General features: G+C 71.4%; 17 protein-coding genes and 1 pseudogene. 2 read left to right on the forward strand and 16 right to left on the reverse strand.

Translation table 11 applies throughout. The annotated features are described in order from the left end of the window. Window positions 1–20 precede the first annotated feature (20 nt). From tmk to ABT078_RS20410, 8 genes are all read right to left on the reverse strand, one after another. On the reverse strand, window positions 21–3,089 hold the full coding sequence (gene tmk, locus ABT078_RS20375) for a dTMP kinase (protein ID WP_351229609.1): 3,069 nt from the start codon (window positions 3,087–3,089) through the stop codon (window positions 21–23). A gap of 157 nt (window positions 3,090–3,246) precedes the next feature. Continuing rightward, entirely contained in the window at window positions 3,247–6,075 is a 2,829-nt protein-coding gene (gene topA / locus ABT078_RS20380) for a type I DNA topoisomerase (RefSeq protein ID WP_351229611.1), read from the reverse strand. A gap of 279 nt (window positions 6,076–6,354) precedes the next feature. Further along, window positions 6,355–6,552, reverse strand: coding sequence for a hypothetical protein (locus ABT078_RS20385; protein WP_351229613.1), 198 nt, complete (start codon window positions 6,550–6,552; stop codon window positions 6,355–6,357). Between the two features lie 281 nt (window positions 6,553–6,833). Further along, window positions 6,834–8,357 (reverse strand): DUF7059 domain-containing protein, encoded by a 1,524-nt coding sequence (locus ABT078_RS20390; RefSeq protein WP_351229615.1) that lies wholly within the window; start codon window positions 8,355–8,357, stop codon window positions 6,834–6,836. Window positions 8,358–8,517: 160 nt separating this feature from the next. Continuing rightward, entirely contained in the window at window positions 8,518–9,177 is a 660-nt protein-coding gene (locus tag ABT078_RS20395; RefSeq protein WP_351229741.1) for a small secreted protein, read from the reverse strand. Window positions 9,178–9,419: 242 nt separating this feature from the next. Then, complete coding sequence (locus tag ABT078_RS20400) at window positions 9,420–11,816, reverse strand: sodium-translocating pyrophosphatase (RefSeq protein ID WP_351229618.1); 2,397 nt, start codon at window positions 11,814–11,816, stop codon at window positions 9,420–9,422. A 272-nt stretch (window positions 11,817–12,088) separates the two neighbouring features. Continuing rightward, entirely contained in the window at window positions 12,089–12,559 is a 471-nt protein-coding gene (locus ABT078_RS20405) for an ATP-binding protein (protein ID WP_351229743.1), read from the reverse strand. Window positions 12,560–12,724: 165 nt separating this feature from the next. Next, window positions 12,725–13,078 carry an STAS domain-containing protein gene (locus tag ABT078_RS20410; RefSeq protein WP_003967428.1) on the reverse strand — a complete coding sequence of 118 codons (354 nt, stop codon included), beginning with the start codon at window positions 13,076–13,078 and terminating at the stop codon, window positions 12,725–12,727. Between the two features lie 78 nt (window positions 13,079–13,156). On the opposite strand from ABT078_RS20410, the gene ABT078_RS20415 reads away from it, so the two are divergent. Continuing rightward, window positions 13,157–15,739: a DEAD/DEAH box helicase gene (locus ABT078_RS20415; protein WP_351229620.1), complete on the forward strand. Its 2,583-nt coding sequence runs from the start codon at window positions 13,157–13,159 to the stop codon at window positions 15,737–15,739. A 40-nt stretch (window positions 15,740–15,779) separates the two neighbouring features. On the opposite strand, the pseudogene ABT078_RS20420 reads toward ABT078_RS20415, so the two are convergent. The 7 genes and pseudogenes from ABT078_RS20420 to ssd all read right to left on the reverse strand — a co-directional run. After that, window positions 15,780–16,046: pseudogene (locus ABT078_RS20420) on the reverse strand (Rv3654c family TadE-like protein); the annotation flags it as partial. Further along, entirely contained in the window at window positions 16,043–16,396 is a 354-nt protein-coding gene (locus ABT078_RS20425; protein WP_351229745.1) for a TadE family type IV pilus minor pilin, read from the reverse strand. The pseudogene ABT078_RS20420 and the gene ABT078_RS20425, both read right to left, overlap by 4 nt. 40 nt (window positions 16,397–16,436) lie before the next feature. Continuing rightward, window positions 16,437–16,670, reverse strand: coding sequence for a DUF4244 domain-containing protein (locus ABT078_RS20430; protein ID WP_502981263.1), 234 nt, complete (start codon window positions 16,668–16,670; stop codon window positions 16,437–16,439). Between the two features lie 78 nt (window positions 16,671–16,748). After that, window positions 16,749–17,531 (reverse strand): type II secretion system F family protein, encoded by a 783-nt coding sequence (locus ABT078_RS20435; RefSeq protein WP_351229622.1) that lies wholly within the window; start codon window positions 17,529–17,531, stop codon window positions 16,749–16,751. Further along, window positions 17,528–18,361: a type II secretion system F family protein gene (locus ABT078_RS20440; protein WP_351229750.1), complete on the reverse strand. Its 834-nt coding sequence runs from the start codon at window positions 18,359–18,361 to the stop codon at window positions 17,528–17,530. Before ABT078_RS20440 ends, ABT078_RS20435 begins: the two co-directional genes overlap by 4 nt. Before the next feature lie 11 nt (window positions 18,362–18,372). Further along, a complete protein-coding gene (locus ABT078_RS20445; RefSeq protein WP_351229624.1) occupies window positions 18,373–19,521 on the reverse strand; it encodes a TadA family conjugal transfer-associated ATPase in 1,149 nt (382 codons plus the stop codon). Continuing rightward, complete coding sequence (ssd, locus tag ABT078_RS20450) at window positions 19,518–20,558, reverse strand: septum site-determining protein Ssd (protein WP_351229752.1); 1,041 nt, start codon at window positions 20,556–20,558, stop codon at window positions 19,518–19,520. Before ssd ends, ABT078_RS20445 begins: the two co-directional genes overlap by 4 nt. Before the next feature lie 687 nt (window positions 20,559–21,245). On the opposite strand from ssd, the gene ABT078_RS20455 reads away from it, so the two are divergent. After that, a complete protein-coding gene (locus ABT078_RS20455; protein WP_351229626.1) occupies window positions 21,246–22,088 on the forward strand; it encodes an HAD family hydrolase in 843 nt (280 codons plus the stop codon). A 331-nt stretch (window positions 22,089–22,419) separates the two neighbouring features. Here the strand turns inward: ABT078_RS20455 and ABT078_RS20460 are convergent, their stop codons facing one another. Then, window positions 22,420–23,244, reverse strand: coding sequence for a Fic family protein (locus ABT078_RS20460; RefSeq protein ID WP_351229628.1), 825 nt, complete (start codon window positions 23,242–23,244; stop codon window positions 22,420–22,422). Between the last annotated feature and the right edge of the window lie 7 nt (window positions 23,245–23,251).

Consider the following 23,251-nt stretch of genomic DNA (forward strand, 5'->3'; position numbering starts at 1 on the left):
CCTACGCCCTTCGCCGCCCGCTAGCGCCTGTTCCCGTGCGAGCGGCCGTCCTCGTCGTCGTCATGCGGGCCCAGAAGCTCGTCCGCCAGGGTAGGCAGGTCGTCCAGCGGGGTCTCCTCCGCCCAGTCCGAGCGGCGCCGCGGGCGGCCCTCCTCGTCCATCTGCGGGAGCTCGCGTGTGCGATCGTCCGGGCCCGTGGGCCGCTCGTCCCGGAAGATGCCCGGAGGCACACGGCCCGCGGGGCCTCCGGCGTCCGGACGCGCCGCATCCGGATGTACCGCGTCCGGGCGTACCGGAGGAAGCACCGCCGTCTCGTCGGCCGCGGTCCCGGCCCTCTCGTCCCGTACCGGAGGAAGCACCGCGGTCTCCGCTGCGTCCGGGACCTGCGGCAGGACCGTCGTCTCGTCGTCCTGCTTCGTCATCTCGATGCGCGGGCGCGGCGTCTCCACGGTCTGCGTCACATCGTTCGCCCCCGGCGCGCCCGCACCCGGCACGGCGGCCGCGGCTGCCGCCGCCTCCGCCGCCCTCCGCGCCTCCTCGGCCCGGAGCAGGGCTTCCTCCGCCTTGCGCTGCTTCTCGCGGCGCCGCTCCTCTGCCTCCGCCCTCAGCCGAGCCTCTTCCTCGGCCTGACGGCGACGGCGTTCCTCCTCCTCGCGGCGGATCTTCTCCTCGGCCTCGCGCCGACGGCGCTCCTCCTCGGCCAGCCGACGCGCCTCCTCGGCGCGCTGCCGGGCCTCCTCCGCCTGCCGTTCGGCCTCGCGCTGCCGCGTCTCCTCGAGCTCGCGGTGCTTGCGCTCCTCCTCCTCGGCACGCAGCTTGGCGAGCTGCTCCTGGCGCTCGCGCTCCAGGCGCTCCTCCTCCGCCTTCCGCGCGGCCTCCTCCTCGGCCCTGCGGCGGGCCGCCTCCTCGGCGGCCTTCCGCGCCTCCTCCTGAGCCTTCACCTCGGCCCCGGAGAGCGGAAGCATCTGGTCGAGCCGGTGGCGTACGACCGTGGTCACGGCCTCGGGCTCCTGGCCGGCGTCCACCACCAGATAGCGGGTGGGGTCGGCCGCGGCCAGCGTCAGGAATCCGGCACGTACCCGCTGATGGAACTCCGCGGGCTCCGACTCCAGCCGGTCCGGCGCCTCCGTGAAGCGCTCGCGCGCGGTCTCCGGGGAGACGTCCAGCAGCACCGTCAGATGCGGAACGAGCCCGTCCGTCGCCCATCGCGAGATACGGGCGATCTCCGTCGGCGACAGGTCACGCCCCGCACCCTGGTACGCGACCGACGAGTCGATATAGCGGTCGGAGATGACGATCGCACCGCGTTCCAGCGCCGGGCGTACGACCGTGTCGACGTGCTCGGCGCGGTCGGCGGCGTACAGCAGCGCCTCCGCGCGGTGGGACAGGCCGGCCGACGAGACGTCGAGCAGGATCGACCGGAGCCGCTTGCCGACAGGCGTGGCACCCGGCTCGCGCGTGACGACGACCTCGTGGCCCTTGGCCCTGATCCACTCCGCAAGCGCCCCCACCTGCGTGGACTTGCCGGACCCGTCACCGCCCTCGACGGCGATGAAGAACCCGGTCGCCGAGGGGGCCTGCGCCGGGTCCGCGCCGCGGCGCACCGCGTCGGCCAGATCACGGCGGAGCGGCACGCCCGAGCGGTCGTCCGTCTTGGCGAGGACGATCACCGAGACGGGCAGCAGCAGCGCGCCGACCAGCATCAGGGTGAAGGCGGCGCCGCCGTGCGCGAAGACGAAGTCGCCGTTGGCGAGGCGGTGCGGGCCGATGGCGGCGGCGAGCAGCGGGGCGGCGATCGCACCGAGAGCGATCGCGACGCGGACGACGGCCTGCAGATGCTCGGTGATCCGCGGCCGGCGGAACTCCTCGGTCTCCAGGTCGATCAGCGCATGCCCGGTGTGCGCGGCGACACCGGCCGCGACACCCGCGACGACCGCGATGAACAGCACGGTCGCCGTGTCCGGCACGAGTCCGAGCGCCAGCAGCGCGATCCCGGCGACGGCGATGGCGAGGGCGAGGAGCCTGCGGCGCGACAGGGCGGGCAGCACGGCCTTGGCGCCGCGGATGCCCACCCCCGTGCCGCCGGTCAGCGCGAGCACGAGCAGCGCGAAGGCGGCCGGGCCGCCGCCCAGGTCACGGGCGTGCAGCACGGCGACGGCCGCGGCGGAGGCAATGGCTCCGGCGATTGCTGCGCAGGCCAGGACCAGCAGCGGCACCGCACCCGTGCGCCCCTTGTCGAGGCCGCTGCCCGTGGACGGGCGGCGCAGGCCCTCCAGCGGGGAGCGGGGCCGCGGAGTCTGCGCGTCCGGCAGCTCGACGGCGGCCAGGACGGACAGCGACGCGGCGAAGAGTCCCGCCGCGACATACGAGCCGAGGGCAGCCTGGTGCAGCGAGAACCACTCGATGCCGGAGCCGAGCAGATTGCCGATCAGAGTGGCGACGAGCAGGGCGGCGGCCCCCGCGGGAACGGCCGCGAAGGCCGTACGGAGGGAGAGCCTGCGCAGCGCGTCCTGGTGATCCGGAAGTGGACGTACCGCAGCGCCCTCCAGGGGCGGCGCCGGCAGCAGCGCGGGCGCGGCACTCTCGCGGGCGACCGTCCAGAACCGCTCGGCGACACCGGCGACGAAGACGGTGGCCAGGAGGTACCCCAGCGCGGTGTCAGGGGTCCAGTCGAACCACAGCGGCGCGATGACGAGCAGCGCCATACGGACACCGTCCGCGCCGATCATCGTCCAGCGGCGGTCGAGAGGCCCGCTGGGCGCGGTCAGTGCGGTGAGGGGACCGAGGAGTACGGCTCCGAAGAGCAGCGTGGCGAGGACCCGCGCGCCGAACACGGCCGCGACGGCGAATGCCGCGCCCCGGTACCCGCCGCCGAAGGCCCCCTCGGTGACCGCAGCCTGAAGTGCCAGCAGAACCAGCACCAGCAGGGCGAGGGCATCACCGATGCCGCCGACGAGCTGTGCCTCCCAAAGGCGCCGCAGCGCGGGGACGCGCAGCAGTGACCGTACGGCGCGCTCGCGTGAGTCCGCGGCGAGGCCGTCGGGGGGTGAGGTGGGGCTCGGGGCCGTTGGCTGCTCGGCTCGCGTCATCCGCCCAGCCTATCCGGAGCAGGTTGCTCCCCGGAGGCCGAGCCCGAACAAATGGGCGGCGAGAACGAGGAGAGGGGAGGAGAGGAGAGGGGAGCCGCCGAGCCGGCGACCCCCTCCTCCTTCTCTTATGTGGTTCTCTCGTGCGTCCGGCGTCCCGCTACTCGTCCGGCGTCGCCGTCTTCTTCGCGGCCGCCGTCGCGGCTGTCTTGGCCGTCGTCTTCTTCGCGGCGGTCTTCTTGGCTGCCGTCGTCTTCTTCGCGACTGTCTTCTTCGCGGCTGTCTTCTTGGCTGCCGTCTTCTTGGCGGGAGCCTTCTTGGCGGCCTTCTTCGCCGGACCCTTGGCGCGCTTCTCGGCGAGCAACTCGTAGCCGCGCTCCGGCGTGATCGTCTCGACGCTGTCGTCGGTCCGCAGGGTCGCGTTCGTCTCGCCGTCGGTGACGTACGGACCGAAGCGCCCGTCCTTCACCACGACCGGACGCTCGCTCACCGGGTCCGTGCCGAGCTCCTTCAGCGGCGGCTTGGCGGCTGCCCGCCCGCGCTGCTTCGGCTGGGCGTAGATCGCCAGAGCCTCGTCGAGCGTGATGGCGAAGAGCTGGTCCTCGCTCTCCAGCGAGCGCGAGTCCGTGCCCTTCTTCAGGTACGGACCGTAGCGGCCGTTCTGCGCGGTGATCTCGACACCTTCGGCGTCCTTGCCGACGACGCGCGGCAGCGACATCAGCTTGAGCGCGTCCGCCAGGGTCACCGTGTCGAGGGACATCGACTTGAAGAGCGAAGCGGTCCGCGGCTTCACGGCGTTCTTGCCGGTCTTCGGCGTGCCCTCCGGCAGGATCTCGGTCACGTACGGGCCGTAGCGGCCGTCCTTCGCGACGATCTCGTGGCCCGTCTCCGGGTCCGTGCCCAGCTCGAAGTCACCGCTCGGCTTGGCCAGCAGCTCCTCCGCGAGCTCGACGGTCAGCTCGTCGGGCGCGAGGTCGGCGGGGACGTCGGCGCGCTGGTGGCCTTCCGCGTCCTTCTCGCCGCGCTCGACGTACGGGCCGTAGCGGCCGACGCGTAGCACGATGTCGTTGCCGACGGGGAAGGACGAGATCTCGCGGGCGTCGATCGCACCGAGGTCGGTGACGAGCTCCTTGAGGCCGCCGAGGTGGTCGCCGTCGCCGTTCCCGGCCTCCGCCGCACCACCTTCGCCCGTGCCCTCACCGAAGTAGAAACGCTTCAGCCACGGCACCGCCTGGGCCTCGCCCCGCGCGATGCGGTCGAGGTCGTCCTCCATCTTGGCCGTGAAGCCGTAGTCGACGAGCCGGCCGAAGTGCTTCTCCAGCAGGTTGACCACGGCGAAGGAGAGGAACGAGGGGACGAGGGCGGTGCCCTTCTTGAAGACATAGCCCCGGTCGAGGATGGTGCCGATGATCGACGCGTACGTCGACGGGCGGCCGATCTCGCGCTCTTCCAGCTCCTTGACCAGCGTCGCCTCGGTGTAGCGGGCCGGCGGCTTGGTCGCGTGGCCGTCCGCCGTGATCTCCTCGGCGGCGAGCCTGTCCCCCTCGGTGACCTGCGGGAGGCGACGCTCACGGTCGTCCAGCTCGGCGTTCGGGTCGTCCGCGCCCTCGACGTACGCCTTCATGAAGCCGTGGAAGGTGATCGTCTTGCCGGACGCGGAGAACTCGGCGTCCCGGCCGTCGGAGCCGACGCCACCGATCTTGACGGTGACGGAGTTGCCGACCGCGTCCTTCATCTGGGAGGCGACGGTCCGCTTCCAGATCAGCTCGTACAGTCGGAACTGGTCGCCGGTCAGCCCGGTCTCGGCCGGCGTGCGGAAACGGTCGCCCGAAGGGCGGATCGCCTCGTGCGCCTCCTGCGCGTTCTTGACCTTTCCGGCGTAAGTGCGCGGCTTCTCCGGCAGGTAGTCGGCGCCGTACAGCTGCGTGACCTGCGCCCGGGCCGCCGCGACGGCGGTCTCGGACAGGGTGGTCGAGTCCGTACGCATGTAGGTGATGAAGCCGTTCTCGTACAGCTTCTGCGCGACCTGCATCGTGGCCTTCGCCCCGAAGCCGAGCTTGCGCGAGGCCTCCTGCTGGAGGGTCGTCGTACGGAACGGGGCGTAGGGCGAGCGGCGGTACGGCTTCGACTCGACCGAGCGGACCGAGAACGACGCGTTCTCGAGGGCCGCCTTGAGGGCGAACGCGTTCGCCTCGTCGAGGTGGAGCACCTGGCCGGACTTGAGCCGTCCGTCCGGGCCGAAGTCGCGGCCCTGCGCGACGCGCTGCCCGTCGACCGTGGTCAGGCGGGCGGTGAAGGCGGCGGGGTCGGACGCGTCACCGGGACGGCCGGTGGAGAACGTACCGGTCAGGTCCCAGTATTCGGCGGAGCGGAAGGCGATGCGCTCGCGCTCGCGCTCGACGACGAGGCGGGTGGCCACGGACTGCACGCGACCGGCGGACAGCCGCGGCATGACCTTCTTCCAGAGGACCGGCGAGACCTCGTAGCCGTAGAGACGGTCGAGGATGCGGCGGGTCTCCTGGGCGTCGACCATGCGCTTGTTCAGCTCGCGCGGGTTGGCGACAGCCTCCTGGATCGCGGCCTTGGTGATCTCGTGGAAGACCATCCGCTTGACCGGGACCTTGGGCTTGAGGACCTCCAGCAGGTGCCAGGCGATGGCCTCGCCCTCGCGGTCCTCATCGGTGGCGAGGTAGAGCTCGTCGGATTCGGCCAACTGCTCCTTGAGCTTCCTGACCTGTGCCTTCTTGTCGGCGTTGACGACATAGATCGGCTGGAAGTCGCGCTCGACATCCACACCGAGGCGCCGGACCTCGCCGGTGTACTTCTCGGGGACCTCGGCGGCCCCGTTCGGGAGGTCGCGGATGTGCCCGACACTCGCCTCGACGACATAGCCGGGGCCGAGGTAGCCCTTGATCGTCTTCGCCTTGGCAGGCGACTCGACGATGACGAGTCGGCGGCCGCCCTGTGCGGTCTCGCTGGTCGGGGACAACTTCGCTCTTCTCTCCGGTCGACGCTCGTGGGCACATATGCGCACGGCGTACGGCGTACGGGCCGCACTGCCACTGCTGTCGCTGCGGAGTGTGACGGTACAACCCGCCCCCGTGTCAAACGGCAAAAGCCCGCAACGGCCACTCGAACGGTAACCCGACTCCAGGCATTCCTGCCGCCCGGACTCCCACGCCGACCTCAGGGCGTGCCGGTCGGAGTGCGGCCGGTATGCGACGCGGGCGACGGCTGGGGCGCTACTCCGATGCTCCTTCCATACTCCTCAGACGCGGCCGAAACACCAGACGCCGACGACGAGGAAAACGGTGCCGAAGATCGCGGTGAGCGTGGCCGCGGCGGCGGGATTGGCTCCGTGGGCGACCGGTGCGCGATGCAGGACGCGTGCCCCCGTCCACACCAGCAGTGCGGCTCCGAACAGGGCGAATGCCGTTCCCGCGAAGATCGCCGGCCCGCTCTCCATGCGCGTCTCCCATGCCTCGGCCTGGTCCCGGGATGCCCCCAGGGGCCGAGGCTGACACCTCCGGACGTCACCCACGCGAATTCCGGGTGAACGCGACGAGGGTTCACCCGGGCGGCACCGCTCGCACCGCGTCCGGAACCCTCGCAACCGAAGAGATTCGGAGGAGCTTCCTCCGGTTTTCGTGTCGTGCACCACAGTGCACCGCCGTGCGAACAATGGCCGGATTCACACGGGAACCCTTGACCAGGGCCTGCCCCCAGCCCGGAGGAACCGCGCACCGGCTACCCGCGAGCCGGTGCCGACGCCGGCACCAGGAAGCCCTCCTCCACGAGGAGCCTGATCGCCTGCGGCGTACGGTCGCGCAGCAGCACCGGATCCTCCCCGACGAGCTGGGCGATCGCGTCGAGGATCCTCCCGGCGCTGAGCGTGCCGTCGCACACCCCGGCGAAGCCCGCGCCGACGTGGTCGACCTTCGTGGCCCGGCGCATACCGCGGTTCTGCCGCAGCACGACGTGCTCGGGGTCCTCCGCGCCGGGCAGGCCGACCTGCTCCTGCACGACCTCCGGGGCGAGCACGAAGGCATCGGCGAGCAGCGCTGCGTCGTCGTGCGTGCGCAGATAGTCCTGGCGCTCGAAGTGGGCCCGTACGGCCTCGCCGAGGGGCTGCTCGACAGGGTGCGGCCACTCCTCCACGACGATCGACGGCTGCTCCGCCCCGGACTTCCGGAGCGTGATCCAGCCGAAGCCGACCGCCTTGGTCCCGCGCGCCTCGAACTCGTCCAGCCACGCGTCGTACCGCGCCGCATACTCCTCGGGGGCGGTGCGGTGGTCACCGCTGTCCCGGAGCCACAGCTCGGCATACTGCGTCACGTCCTGCACCTCGCGCTGCACGATCCAGGCGTCACAGCCGCGCGGCACCCAGGAGCGCACCCGCTCCTGCCACTCCTCCCCATCCACGTGCTGCCAGTTGGCGAGGAACTGCGCGAACCCCCCGGCGCCGAGCCGCTCCCCCGACTGCTGAACGAGCGTGCGGCACAGATCGTCCCCGCCCATCCCGCCGTCCCGGTACGTCAGCCGGGCACCGGGAGAGATGACGAAGGGGGGATTGGACACGATCAGGTCGTACGTCTCCGACTCGACCGGCGCGAACAGCGAGCCCTCCCTCAGCTCCGCCTCGGGCGCCCCCGACAGCGCAAGCGTGAGGCGGGTGAACGCCAGCGCCCGGGGGTTCAGGTCGGTCGCCGTGACGCGGGTCGCGTGCTGGGCGGCGTGCAGGGCCTGGATCCCGGAACCCGTGCCGACGTCGAGGGCGGAGGACACCGGCCCGCGGACGGTGATGCCGGCGAGAGTGGTGGACGCGCCGCCGACGCCGAGCACCACGCCCTCCTCGCGACCGCTCGCCCCGCCGGCACCGCCGACCGCGCAACCCAGGTCGGAGACGATGAACCAGTCCTGGCCCTCGGGCCCGCCGTACGGCCGGACGTCCACCGTCGCACGTACGCCGTCGCCGTCCTTGGCCACCCAGCCGTCGGCGAGCGCCTCGTCGAGCGGCAGGGCCGTGCGAGCGCGCTCGTACGACACCGTCTGCTGGAGGAGGAACAGCCGTACGAGCGTCTCCAGCGGGGAGTCCCCCCGGGTGGCCCGCAGCGCGGGCACGGTCTCGCTGCGGGCGAGCGCGGCGTAGGCGGGCGCGCCGAGCAGCTCGAGCAGCCCGTCGGCGGTGAACTCGGCAGCGAGCATGGCGTCGCGGAGCCGGGCGGACCGGTCGGGGGCGGGAAGGCCTGCGGCAGGGCTGGTCGTACTCACTGCCCCATTCTCACCCGTCGGATACGGCGGCGGCTCCTGCCGCGCGGATGCGGGGGCAGGAGCCGGGTGCCGGGTCAGCCGCACCGATACGGGGTCGCCCGGGCCGGGTACGGGCCCGGGCGACCGTGAACGTGAGTCGTGGACGGCGGGCGACCGGCGACTATTCGCCGGAGGACTTCGACGAACCGGCGGACTTGGAGGGCCCCGTGGCGTTCGACGGCGAGGCTGCCGACTTGGAGGCGTCCGAGCCCGGGTTCGCGGTCGCCGTTCCCGACGGCTTCACCTTCTGGCAGCCGGGCTCCTTGGCCATCGCTTGGCCCAGCTCGCCGGACTGCAGTTTGGCCAGCGCGTCCTGGTCCATCTTCTCGATCTTTGCCAGACCGTCCGCGACCTCCTGCAGACCGTCGGCGAACTTCTGCTGGTCCTTCGGGCTGAGCGCGTCGATCTGCTTCTTCAGCTCGACGTATGCCGCGGACGTGGCGTTGAGCTCCTTGACGGCGTCCTGCTGCAGCTTCGCGCCGTTGTCGACCGGAGGCGTGCCGGCCTTCTGCACCGCCGCGGCCAGCGCCTTGTTGGCATCGGCGATGTCCTGGAAGGCCTTCGAGTCGGCGGCCTGGATGTCCGCGGGCTTGCCGTCGGCGGCAGTCGAGATAATCGTCTGCTGGGCGTCGGCCCGCTTCTGGATCTGCGGCTGCGCCTGGTCGCAGACCGTCTTGGCCCAGGCATTCACCTTGTCGTCGCCGTCGTCACTGGTGCAGCCCGACAGCGCGAGTACCAGCACAGCGCCGCCGGACAGCGCGGCCGCAAGCTTCTTGTTCACCTTCACCGGATCGGTCCCTTCCAAGGCTCTCGGCCCCGGAACATACACGCCAAGTGGACGACAATTGCATGACAGGCGTCCGGTATGTAGGTCATTGCAGCCATTTGCACCAAGAGAGATAAGGCTCTCACCACGAGCCCTCACCGCGGCGGCACCGGGCACGCGAACGGGCGGGCAGCGCATCAATCCGCGCTGCCCGCCCGCGTCTTGAGCAGGTGTTTTCGCTCGGGCGTGACGTGTTCCTACGAAACGACCGCCGGGTCCGGTGACTTCGACGTACGCTCCGCGGCGTTGCCTTCGTCACCCACGGCGACGGAACGCCGCTTCGACACAAACACGGCGCCGACGATGACCAGGATCGCGAGCGTCGCGATCACAGCCCGTACGGCCGGGTTGGCGTCGTCCCCGTAGCTGAACTGCACGACCGCGGGCGCGATCAGCAGGGCAACGAGGTTCATCACCTTCAGCAGCGGGTTGATCGCGGGGCCCGCGGTGTCCTTGAACGGGTCGCCGACCGTGTCGCCGATGACCGTCGCGGCGTGCGCCTCGCTGCCCTTGCCTCCGTGGTGGCCGTCCTCGACGAGCTTCTTGGCGTTGTCCCACGCGCCGCCGGAGTTGGCGAGGAAGACGGCCATGAGGGTGCCGGTGGCGATGGCACCCGCGAGGTACGAGCCCAGCGCGCCGACGCCGAAGGTGAAGCCGACGGCGATCGGGGCCAGCACGGCGAGGAGACCGGGCGTGGCCAGTTCACGCAGCGCGTCCTTGGTGCAGATGTCGACGACGCGTCCGTACTCCGGCTTTTCGGTGTAGTCCATGATCCCGGGGTGCTCGCGGAACTGCCGCCGCACCTCGTAGACGACAGAACCGGCCGACCGGGACACCGCGTTGATCGCCAGCCCGGAGAAGAGGAAGACGACCGCGGCGCCAAGGACCAGGCCCACCAGGTTGTTGGGCTGGGAGATGTCCAGACTGAGGTTCATCTCCGCGGCCTTGGCCCCCACGTCTGCTACGGCGGTGGCGATCGCGTCGCGGTACGAGCCGAAGAGCGCGGCCGCGGCGAGAACGGCAGTGGCGATGGCGATGCCCTTGGTGATCGCCTTGGTGGTGTTGCCGACGGCGTCGAGGTCGGTGAGAACCTGCGCGCCCGCGCCCGTGACGTCGCCGGACATCTCGGCGATGCCCTGGGCGTTGTCGGAGACCGGGCCGAAGGTGTCCATGGCGACGATGACGCCGACGGTGGTCAGCAGGCCGGTGCCGGCCAGCGCCACCGCGAACAGCGCGAGCATGATCGACGTACCGCCGAGCAGGAACGCCCCGTACACACCGAGGCCGATCAACAGCGCCGTGTAGACGGCCGACTCCAGCCCGACGGAGATACCGGCGAGTACGACGGTGGCCGGACCGGTCAGCGAGGACTTGCCGATGTCGCGGACGGGGCGGCGGGTCGTCTCGGTGAAGTACCCGGTCAGCTGCTGGATCAGGGCGGCCAGCACGATGCCGATGGCGACGGCCACGAGTGCGAGGATGCGAGGGTCGCCCTCGTGGGCCAGGATCGCGGCCTCCGTGACGCCGTCCAGCTCCGCGTACGACGACGGCAGGTACACGTAAACCGCCGCGGCCACCAGGGCCAGCGAGATCACCGCGGAGATGAAGAAGCCGCGGTTGATGGCGCTCATCCCGCTGCGGTCGGCGCGCCGCGGGGCGACCGCGAAGATACCGATCATCGCGGTGACCACGCCGATCGCCGGGACGATCAGCGGGAAGGCCAGGCCCAGGTCTCCGAAGGCGGCCTTGCCGAGGATGAGCGCGGCCACGAGCGTGACGGCGTACGACTCGAACAGGTCGGCGGCCATGCCCGCGCAGTCGCCCACATTGTCACCGACGTTGTCGGCGATGGTGGCGGCGTTGCGCGGGTCGTCCTCCGGGATGCCCTGCTCGACCTTGCCGACGAGGTCGGCGCCGACGTCGGCGGCCTTGGTGAAGATGCCGCCGCCGACACGCATGAACATGGCGATGAGCGCGGCGCCGAGACCGAAGCCCTCCAGGACCTTGGGGGCATCTGCGGCGTAGACGAGGACCACGCAGGAGGCACCGAGCAGGCCGAGGCCCACCGTGAACATGCCGACCACGCCGCCCGTCCGGAAAGCGATCTTCATGGCCTTGTGCGCGACGGCCGTCAGATCCTTTGCCGGCTCGCCCTCCGCCGGAGTCGCCTCACGCGCGGCAGCTGCCACACGCACATTCGCCCGTACGGCAAGACGCATGCCGATGTATCCGGTGGCCGCCGAGAAGAGCGCACCCACCAGGAAGAACGCCGAACGTCCGGCGCGCTGGGACCAGTCGTCGGCCGGCAACAACATCAACAAGAAGAACACGACGACGGCGAAGACGCCGAGTGTGCGCAACTGCCGTGCCAGGTAGGCATTCGCGCCTTCCTGCACGGCTGCCGCGATCTTCTTCATGGAATCGGTGCCTTCACCGGCCGCCAGGACCTGGCGTACCAGCAACTGGGCGACGATCAGCGCCGCGAGTGCGACAGCCGCGATGACAATCACGATCATCCGGTTGTCGTCGGTGAGTACCGCGGCCGCGAGTGAAGTGGGGTGGTCGGTCAGATGTGGGTTGAAGAGCCCCGCCATTCGTCCTCCTTGACGTTCAGCGCTCAAGATGTGGACGGATTGTAGGGAGCAGAACCTGATCAAAACAGGGCGCGACAAATGGAATTGACCTTCACTCGCTCCTCAGCAATAGATCGCGCCCCAAGATTCACCCCGAAAGCGGTAATGGGTCAAAAGCATTGACGCCTGGCCCGTCATCCGGGGAAATGAAAAAAGGCCCTGCTCAGCAGGGCCTGTCGGGTGGATGAGCGAACGCATCTTCGTCAGCGCGACGCGCACCGCCGGTCAAGCGGTCACGGTACGACCGTGGCCGGATTCTTGGGCCAGCTCATCCGGATCACGCCGCCGCCCTCGCCCGAGATGACTTCGACGTCGTCGACGAGCCCGCTGATCACCGCGAGCCCCATCTGGTCCTCACCGACGTCACCGTCCGTGTCCTCGGACGTCTCTGCGGAGCCGGAACCCGTGCCGGTGCCGGACGCCTGTGAGCCGCCGGCCGACGAAGCTCCCGGAGCGGGCACCTCGTCACCGACCTCGATCGAGAAGGTCTTCTCCTCCTCGGTGAGCACGACACGCACGGGGGCGGTGATGCCGATGCTGCGGTGCAGCCCGACCGCCCGGCTGCAGGCCTCACCGACGGCGAGTCTGACCTCGTCCAGTACGGCCTCGTCGACCCCTGCCCGGCGCGCCACTGCGGCGGCCACCAGACGGGCCGTCCTGACGTGCTCAGGCTGGGCGCTGAAGCGCAGTTCAACGGTGGCCATGCGGTCCCCCTCGGACATACGAGCGAGCGTGCGAGCGTGCATCTCCCGGGCCCGGGCATTCACGCCCGGAACCCCTGCCCTTCCTCAAGAACTCTCCGGATCACCCCGGAGGTCTCCGGACCCTACAGAACGGTCCGGAGGCCCTGCCGGGGCCTTCCGGCCGACTCAGTCGGTCGCCGCGACGGCCTCGTCGACCGTCGTGTGGATGGGGAACACCTTCGTCAGACCGGTGATCCGAAAAATCTTGAGAATGCGCTCCTGGTTGCAGACCAGGCGCAGCGAGCCTTCGTGCGCACGCACACGCTTGAGACCGCCCACCAGCACGCCGAGGCCAGTCGAGTCGAGGAAGTCCACACCCTCCATGTCGACGACCAGGTGGTAGCTGCCGTCGTTCACCAACTCGACCAACTGCTCGCGCAGCTTGGGCGCGGTATACACATCAATCTCGCCACCGACCTCGACGACCGTGCGGTCGCCACCAGGGCCGGACACATTGCGAGTCGACAGGGACAGGTCCACGGATCCTCCAGCACCTTGCTATCGAGCGGTCGCCCCTCGGGTCTCCCCGACGGAGCCAGGGACGGATCGCCAGCCGCGATGGCATTCAATCACTTACCAGCAGCCATGCACGACGCCTTGGGACCATTGTCCGTCAGCCCAGTGACACACTCGGTGCCGATGGCCATGAATCACCGTCCCAGACGACCGCCCGAGAGCGGGGAAACCCGCCCCTCCCCCGGCACGGTCCTCGACCGGCTCACCGCAGGGGCGGGCCGGGCTGCGCGCATCACTCATACGGAGCACTTGCCCCCGAGGCCGGGCCGCCATGCAGTCTGGCCCCACCGCATCCGCGCGGAGGTGATCAACGCCATCCAGAAGGCGGGCATCGAGCACCCCTGGGCCCACCAGGCAGCCGCCGCAGAGCATGCCCTGGACGGCGAATCCGTCGTGATCGCCACGGGCACGGCCTCCGGCAAGTCGCTGGCCTATCTCGCGCCGGTGCTCAGCACGCTGCTCGACGGCGCCGAGGCCGCCAACGGACGCGGCACCACGGCCCTCTACCTCGCCCCGACCAAGGCGCTCGCCGCGGACCAGCGCCGCGCCGTGAAGCACCTCGCGGCTCCGCTGGGCAACCGTGTGCGACCGGCCGTGTACGACGGCGACACGCCCGTCGAGGAGCGGGAATGGGTCCGCCAGTACGCGAACTACGTGCTCACGAATCCGGACATGCTCCACCGCGGAATACTTCCCTCGCACCCGCGCTGGTCCTCCTTCCTGCGCACCCTGCGCTATGTGGTCATCGACGAGTGCCACACCTACCGGGGAGTCTTCGGCTCTCATGTCGCCCAGGTCCTGCGCCGCCTCCGGCGCGTATGCGCCCGCTACGGCGCGAACCCCGTCTTCCTTCTCGCCTCCGCCACCGCCGCGGAACCCGCCGTCGCCGCCCGCCGCCTCACCGGCCTGCCCGTCACTGAGGTCTCCGACGACGCCTCGCCGCGCGGCGAGCTCGTCTTCGCTCTCTGGGAGCCGCCGCTCACCGAGCTGCACGGCGAGAAGGGCGCCCCGGTGCGCCGCACCGCCACGGCCGAGACCGCCGACATCCTCACCGATCTGACCGTCCAGGGCGTCCGCACGGTGGCGTTCGTACGCTCCCGGCGCGGAGCCGAACTGATCTCCGTCATCGCCCAGGAACGTCTGGCCGAGGTCGACCGCTCGCTGGCCCGCAGGGTCGCCGCCTACCGGGGCGGCTACCTGCCGGAAGAGCGCCGTGCCCTGGAGCAGGCCCTGCACTCCGGCGAGCTGCTCGGCCTGGCCGCCACCACGGCCCTGGAGCTGGGGGTGGACGTCTCCGGTCTGGACGCGGTCGTGATCGCCGGCTATCCCGGCACCAGGGCTTCGCTGTGGCAGCAGGCAGGCCGGGCCGGGCGGTCCGGGCAGGGCGCCCTCGCCGTCCTGGTCGCACGCGACGACCCGCTGGACACGTTCCTCGTCCACCACCCCGAGGCGCTCTTCCAGCAGCCGGTCGAGTCCACCGTCCTCGACCCCGACAACCCGTACGTCCTCGCTCCGCACCTGTGTGCCGCCGCCGCGGAAATTCCCCTGTCGGAGGACGACCTCACCCTCTTCGGCCCTGCCGTGCCGGAGCTGCTGCCCCAGCTGGAGAGCGCCGGACTGCTGCGCAGGCGTTCCGCAGGCTGGTACTGGACGCGCCGCGAGCGGGCCGCCGACCTCACCGACATCCGGGGAGAGGGCGGCCGGCCGGTGCAGATCGTCGAGGCCGCGACCGGCCGACTGCTCGGCACGGTCGACGAGCCCGCCTCGCACGCGGCCGTCCACGACGGGGCCGTCCACCTCCACCAGGGCCGCACCTATCTGGTGAAGAAGCTGGATCTCGAGGATTCGGTGGCCCTGGTCGAGGAGGCCAACCCGCCGTATTCCACCACCGCCCGCGACATCACCTCCATCTCCATCCTGGACACCGAAACCGAGATCCCATGGGGCGCCGGCCGGCTCTGCTACGGGTCCGTCGAGGTCACCAACCAGGTCGTCTCCTTCCTCCGCCGCAAGCTCATCACCGGCGAGGTGCTCGGCGAGACCAAGCTCGATCTGCCGCCGCGCACCCTGCGGACCCGGGCCGTGTGGTGGACGGTGACCGAGGACCAGCTGGAGACCGCACGGGTGAACCCGGAGCAGCTGGGCGGTGCCCTGCACGCCGCCGAGCACGCCTCCATCGGGATGCTGCCGCTCTTCGCCACCTGCGACCGCTGGGACATCGGCGGGGTCTCCGTCCCGCTGCACCCGGACACCCTGCTGCCCACCGTCTTCGTCTACGACGGCCACCCGGGCGGCGCGGGCTTCGCCGAGCGGGCCTTCCACACCGCCCGTGAGTGGCTGACCGCGACCCGCGAGGCCATCGCCTCCTGCGAGTGCGAAGCGGGCTGCCCGTCCTGCATCCAGTCCCCCAAATGCGGCAACGGCAACGACCCGCTGCACAAACGCGCCGCCGTCCGCCTGCTGACGGTCCTCCTCAGGGAGGCTCCGGCCCCCGCCCCGGGCGCTCCGGCCCCGGGTGCCACTGCCCCTGGGGTCTCCCCATCGGCCCCGGAGGCAGCTGAGGGCGCACTCCCCGAATCTGCTGAGGGGGCATTGGGCCATCCGGAGGACCGGCCCGGGATCTGACCTCCGGGCGGTACGGGCCGAGGACGGCGCCGACCGTCACATCGGCGATCTCGCCGGTCACCGCGCATCGCACCAGGTCCGTCCCCTGAGCGCGGGCCACCCGCGCCGCCGCATCGCACGCCGTCCCCGCGCCGCCGAGACCCCGGTCCGCCGCGGCGAGCGCGGCCAGGTCGGCTGCGGCGCCCGCGCGGTGGCGTGCGACGACCGCCTGGCCCATGGCGAGCACCACGGCGAAGACCGCACACATCGCGCAGGCCGCCATGGCCACCCACACGGTCGCCGAGCCCCGGTCGCGGCTTCTCCTCATGGCGCGCCGCTCCCCACCGTGTCCTCGGCGAGCGCGGCCGCCTCCGCCGTGAGGGTCAACGACAGCGCTCCCGGACCAGGTGTCGGGGCCTCCACCCGGACCCGCCACAGGTCGCCTTCCCGGCCCAGGGAGACCTGAGCGCCGCTCGGGGCGGCCGATCGGGCGGCGGCGAGCGCGGCCGCCTCGGGCTCCGATCGTGCGGCCGCCCGCGCCCCGGCCCTGGCGGCGTCCACGCACTGGATCTGCGCGGACGCCGCCATCAGCGCCCAGACCAGCGCCATCGTGAACACCACCAGTGCCGGAACGGCCACCGCCGCCTCCGCCGTCACCGACCCCCGGTCCGCCGACACCGATGTGTCCGGAACCGGAACCGGAACCGGAGCCGCGGTGTCAGAACTGGGCACTGAGCGCCTTCCCGATGACCGACTCGAGCGCCGTCGACACCGTCCCGCTCGTCACCACCTTGTAGAGAACCGCGGCAAAGGCGCATGCCGCGATCGTTCCCATCGCGTACTCCGACGTGGTCATCCCCGCGTCGTGACGCGCTCGCCTCCTGCCCAGCCATGTCCGCGCGCTCATCCCCGCACGGGTCGCCCGGCTCTTCAGTCGTGCCACAAAACTCATCTCAACCCCCTGAACTCGACACCAAGTTGCCGTTTCAGTCGTCGTCACGGCCGTCGTTCGATCTTCGTTTCGGTCTTTTCAGTTGCCCTTCAGCAGCCCGCTCGCCAGGCCGATCACCACCGGGGCCACTCCGATCGCCAGGAACGCGGGCAGAAAGCAGAGCCCCACCGGCGCCGTGATCAGGACCTGGGCTCGCTGGGCCCGCGCCGCGGCGCTCCTGGCCCGCTCCGCCCGGAGACCTGCGGCCAGCCGTGAGACCGGCTCCGCCGCCGGCGCCCCCGTGGAACCGGCCCGCTCCAGACAACGGGCCAGCCCGGCCGCGCCCGGTATCTCACCGAACCGCCCCCACGCCTGCGCCGGTTCACTGCCGAGCCGCAGTTCCGCCGCGACCTTCGCCAGGCGCACACCAACCGGGCCGCCCAGCGACTCCCCGACCGCCTCCGCCGCCTCATGTGGCCCGGCTCCTGCCGAGACACACGCGGCCAGCAGATCTGCAGCGAGAGGCAGTTGCTCCGGGGAGGCGTCCACGCCCGCATCCCTGTCCCGTGCACGGCCCTGCTGCCACTTCCTGAGGCCATACGCCCCCGCTGCGCCCAGCAGGCATCCCGTCACTCCGCCCGCGAGGATCCAGCCGGTGATCACCGCTGCCGCCGGGAGGGCCCACTCACGCACCCAGGCCCCGGAATCGGACTCCGGCAGCCACTTCCTGTGCTGCTGCCCGTACTTCACCGCGAGCAGCGCTCCGACCCGCCTGCGCACCCACCGCTCGTGCCGCCATCCCGCGGCCAGGCAGCACAGCAGGACAACGACGGACGCCGCCGGAATCACCGCCCCCAGCCTATGGACGAACTCACCGGTCATGGCAGCTCCCCCGCCCGCACGATCCGCGCCGCCCAGCACAGCCCGGCTGCCTCCAGCAGGCCGCCCACCAGAAGGCATCCCACGCCAACAGGGGTGTGCAGCAGCACCCGCAGCGGATCGGCTCCCAGCGCCCAGCCCAGGCCCAGCCCGACCACCGGAAGCAGTGCCAGAACCACGACCGTCGACCACGCCCCCGCCAACTGGGAGCGCATACCTTCCCGTTGATCCCGATCCGACCGGAGCGCGGCCTCCAGCCGGTCAAGACCGGAGGCCAGCCCCGCCCCGCCGTCCACCGACACCCGCCAGCACGCCGCGAGTCCGGCCAGCCCTTCCGCACCCGGTTCATGGGCCGCCCGCCGAAGCTCCGCAGCCACATCACCGCCGAACCGTGCGGCCGCGAGCACCGCGGCCTCCGCCCCACCGAGCGCCCCCGTGGCCCGGCCCGCGGTCAGCAGCGCCTGCCCGGGCTGGCGCCCCGCCCGCAGCTCGCCCGCGATCCCGCCGCAGAGCGCGATCACCGCATCGGCCCTGCGCTCCTGCGCCCGTCTCCGCTCCCCGGCCCGCAGCCGCCGCCCCACGAGCGGCACCGCGATCACGCAGACGACCAGCGGCAGCACGGACGCCCCGAGTACAGCGAGCACCAACGCCACCGGGAGGCACAACCACTCCCGCCGCAGCCGCCGTACCACCCGAAGCGGCCGCTCCCAGTCCCACCGGGGGGCCAGGTCCGCGGCGCCCGCCCCCGCAAGGACCAGCCTCGCCCGCCGCGTCCCCTGATCCCCGCCGGCCGTCGTCCATGCCGCGACGCCCGCGCAGACCGCCGCACACATCGCCAGCGTCGTCACCACGCACCCCCGATCAGCGACCGCAGCCGCTCCCAGCCCCGCTCCCGCCCGAAGCCCGCCGCGCCCCACCGCAGCGCCGGGACGGTCACCACGAGCCCCGCCGTATCCCGCTCCAGCACATGCACCTCGGCGATCCGGCGCCGGCCGTCCCGGTCCCGTACGAGATGGACCACCACCGACAGGGCGGCCGCCAACTGACTGTGCAGCGCGGCCCGGTCGAGCCCGGCGGCCGTGCCCAGGGCTTCCAGCCGGGCCGGCACATCGGTGGCCGTATTGGCGTGGACGGTGCCGCAGCCGCCGTCATGGCCCGTGTTCAACGCCGCCAGCAGATCAGTGACCTCGGCGCCGCGCACCTCGCCCACCACCAGCCGGTCGGGCCGCATCCGCAGGGCCTGGCGCACCAGGTCCCGCAGCGTGACCCGGCCCGCGCCCTCCTGGTTCGCCGGGCGGGACTCCAGGCGCACCACATGCGGATGGTCGGGCCGCAGCTCCGCCGAGTCCTCGGCCAGCACGATCCGCTCGTGCTCACCGACCAGCCCCAGCAGCGTCGACAGCAGGGTCGTCTTGCCCGAGCCGGTGCCGCCGCTGACCAGATACGAGACCCGGGCCTCGATCAGCGCCCCGAGCACTCGGTCCCCGCCCGGCGGAACCGTCCCGGCCGCTACGAGCTCGCTCAGCGAGAAGGCCCGGGGTCGCACCACCCGCAGCGACAGGCAGGTCGAGCCGATCGCGACCGGCGGCAGCACCGCATGCATGCGGGTGCCGTCCGGGAGCCTGGCGTCCACCCAGGGGCGGGCGTCGTCCAGCCGTCGCCCAGCGACCGCCGCGAGGCGCTGGGCCAGCCGGCGCACCGCCGCCGCGTCGGAGAAGGTGACATCGGTGAGCTGGAGCCCACCGCCCCGGTCCACCCACACCCGGTCCGGCGCCGACACCAGGACGTCCGTCACCTCGGGCTCGGCGAGGAGCGGCTCCAACGGCCCCGTCCCCACCAGCTCGCAGCGCAACTCCTCTGCCGCGCCCAGCACTTCCGCGTCCCCGAGCAGTCGGCCCTGCGCACGCAGCGCCGCCGCCACCCTGGCCGGGGTCGGCTCGGCCCCGCTCTCGGCAAGCCGCTGCCGTACGGCTTCGAGGAGCGTCGCGGTCATGAGCGCTCACCGCCCGCGAGTGCCCGCTCCCAGAAGGCCGAACAGAACCGGGCCAGCGGACCCCGGGCGCCCGCGCCGGGCGGAATACCCTCGTCCAGGTCGGCGAACAGTCCTGTGTCCACGGGCAGTTCGCCCGCCAGCGGCAGCCCGAGCGCGTCGGCCACCCACTGCTCGTCCAGCCCCGATGCGTACGGTCCGCGCACCACGACACGCAAGTCGCCGAGCACCATGCCCACCGTCGACGCGACACGCCTCGCCGCGGCCACCGCACGCAGCTCGCCCGGCACCACCAGCAGCCCGAGATCCAGCTGGGCCAGTGCCTCCGCGACACCTTCGTCCACGCGGCGGGGCAGATCCACGACGACCACTCCGCCACGCCTGCGGGCCGCCGCCAGCACCGAGCGCATGGACTCCGGAGGAACCACCACCGAATCACCCCGGTCCCAGCTCAGCACCCGAAGCCCGTGCACCGACGGCAGCGACTCCTCCAGGGCACCACCCGCCACCCGGCCCTTCGACGCCGCGAAGTCGGGCCAGCGTCTGCCCTCGGCCTGCTCCCCTCCGAGAAGCACATCGAGACCGCCGCCCAGCGGGTCGCCGTCCACGAGCATCGTGCGCCGCCCCTCCCGCGCCGCCGTCACCGCGAGCGCACCGGCCAGCGTGGACGCACCCGCGCCGCCCCTGCCGCCGATCACGCCGACCGTCAGTGCCGGCCGTCCGACGCCTTCGGCCACATCGGCGATCCGGTCGACGAGCCAGCTCTCGGCGTCGGGCAAGCGCAGCACGCAGTCGGCGCCGATCTCCACCGCCCGCCGCCACACCTGCGGATCGTCCTGATCCTTCCCGACGAGAAGCACACCGGGTCTGCGGGTCGCCCCTCGGCAGCGGGCGGCGGCGTCGTCCCCGACCAGAACCAACGGCGGGCTCTCCCAGCTCGCTCTCTCCTCGGGCACCGCATGGTGGACCTGTGGATCGGCGCCCGCCGCGGCGCACAGCCGCAGCAGATCGTCGAGAAGCTCCAGGTCCTCCGTGACGATGAGAGGCCCGCCCCGCCGTTCACCGGCGACCGGCCGCCCGCCGAAGCCCGACCGTCCGCCGGACGCACCGGCCGCGGGCGCACCACGCTCACCAGGCGATCCGAACCCTCCGGGTGCCCTGAACCTTCCCGACGCGCCGGACGCTGCGGATGCACCGGACGTATCAGATGTGATGGAACTCGCCACGATTTCTCCCCCTCTCACCCACTGCCGCAGTGGGCGCCACGAGGCCGGCGCACCGGCCCTGATCCGTGATTCCTTCGGCCCGCGAAGTTCGCGGACGGAATCACCGTGCAGTGCGCCCGAAAATCGTGTGGATCTTGCTCTAAAACTGTGGACAACTCGCGGCTTGTGAATATCCCGGTAGCCCATACCGGTGACTTCCCGCACGACTTCCGGAGCGCAGCCCGTCAACTACACAGCGTGACGGCTCCGGAGCGTCGACGGACAGTGCCACAGAGGCCTGAAGGAGAGGGAAGCGGTCAACCGCGAGGCACGAAAACGCGTCCGGACATGCGACGACCCCCGCCGGGGGGGAGAGCGGGGGTCGTCCCCACGGCCGACTCGGGGGGGGAGGAGTCGGGCCGGGTTAGCACGGTCGCGAACGATCCGTGACTTCCATGGTGTACCCGAGAGCCTTCTCAGGCAAACCCACGCGCCCCAGCTTACGCCGAATGGTGGGCCCCTATGCTCAGCGTCGTGGAAAACCACTCCTTGCCGCGCACAGCAGCCTTCTTTGACCTGGACAAGACGGTCATTGCGAAGTCGTCCACGCTGACCTTCAGCAAGTCCTTCTACCAAGGAGGACTGATCAACCGCCGCGCCGTACTGCGAACCGCGTACTCCCAGTTCGTCTTCCTCGCAGGCGGCGCGGACCACGACCAGATGGAGCGGATGCGCCAGTACCTGTCCGCCCTCTGCAAAGGCTGGAACGTTCGCCAGGTCAAAGAGATCGTCGCCGAGACCCTCCACGAACTGATCGACCCGATCATCTACGACGAGGCCGCGTCTCTCATCGAGGAGCACCACGCGGCCGGTCGCGACGTCGTGATCGTCTCCACCTCCGGCGCGGAGGTCGTCGAACCGATCGGCGAGTTGCTCGGCGCCGATCGTGTCGTCGCGACCCGCATGGTCGTCGGCGACGACGGCTGCTACACGGGAGAGGTCGAGTACTACGCCTACGGGCCGACCAAGGCCGAGGCGATCAAAGGACTCGCGAAGTCCGAGGGTTACGACCTGTCGCGCTGTTACGCGTACAGCGACTCCGTCACCGACGTCCCCATGCTCCAGTCCGTCGGCCATCCGTACGCGGTCAACCCGGACCGTGCGCTGCGCCGAGAGGCAGCGTCACGCGGTTGGCCGATTCTCGTCTTCAACCGTCCGGTACGGCTGAAGCAGCGGATCCCCGCGTTCACGATGCCTGCACGTCCTGGGCTGGTCGCGGTGGCCGCCGTCGGCGCGGCAGTCGCCACCGCCGGGCTCGTCTGGTACGCCAGTCGGCGCCGCAGTGCGAACTTTGCCCGCATTTAAGGTTAAAAGTAAAGAAGTGCAGCCAGGGGTTCCGCTCACCGGACCGCTGGAGTACAAAGGACTTAAGGCCCGCGAGACCTGGGACATCCGAGAGGATCACCAATCACGCAGGAAAAGGCCCACGGACCGAAGTATGGACGCCGAGCACCCACGCGACGTCGACCCGTCGATTACGGGCCAGCCGCACCAGGTGACGGGCAAAGTTTCCCGACCTGATGGGCAACATATCGAGGACGCTTGGTAACTGGGCGGACATGCCAGCGGCGGTACCAATTCCGGTACCGCCGCAACCCTTTGTACGGCCTGTACGGGCCCGGCTCGTCCGGAACCCCTACGCCGCGCCCCGCTGCAATGCCTCGCAGACCGCCGTCGACTCCCGCACGCCGAGTTCGACCGCACGGCCGCAGTGCGCAATCCAGGCCGCCATCCCCTCCGGGGTTCCCGACACGTAGCCGTCGAAGGCCGTGACGTACGCCTCGCGGCCGAGTTCCGCGTGGCCGACCTCGGCCGGGCAGATCGACTTGGGGTCGAGCCCACTGCCCACCAGAACGATGCGTTCGGCGGCCCGGGCCACCAGCCCGTTGGACGAGGAGAACGGGCGCAGGGCGAGCAACTCGCCGTGCACGACCGAGGCCATCACCAGCGCCGGAGCCGAACTGCCCGCGATGATCAGCCCGGAGAGCCCTTCGAGCCGGCCCGCCATCTCGTCCGCGTCCGGCAGCGGTGCCTCGATCAGCGGCTCGTCCACCTTCTCGCCGACGAGCCGGGGACGGCCGACCGTATCGTCCGGTGCCGCGCCGCCCGCGGCCACGAGATGCAGCCGGGCCAGCACCCGCAGCGGGGACTGCCGCCAGATGGACAGCAGCTGGCCGGACTCGGCGGTCAGCCTCAGGGCCGCGCCGACGGTACGGGCCTCGGCCTCACTGCCGAAGTCGCTCCGCCGGCGCACCTCTTCGAGCGCCCAGTCGGCACCCGACAGCGCCGCGGAGGCGCGGGCTCCGCGCAGCGCCGCCTCGGAAGCGACCTCGTTGCTGCGGCGTCGCATGACCCGGTGGCCGTAGACCCGGTCCACGGCTCTGCGTACGGAGTCCACGGCATCCGCGACTCCGGGCAGAGCGCCCAGTGCGGCAAGGGGGTCAGAGGCGTTCGTACTCATAGGTAAC

The sequence above is a fragment of the Streptomyces sp. NPDC002133 genome (genome assembly GCF_040296405.1).
Taxonomy (GTDB): domain Bacteria; phylum Actinomycetota; class Actinomycetes; order Streptomycetales; family Streptomycetaceae; genus Streptomyces.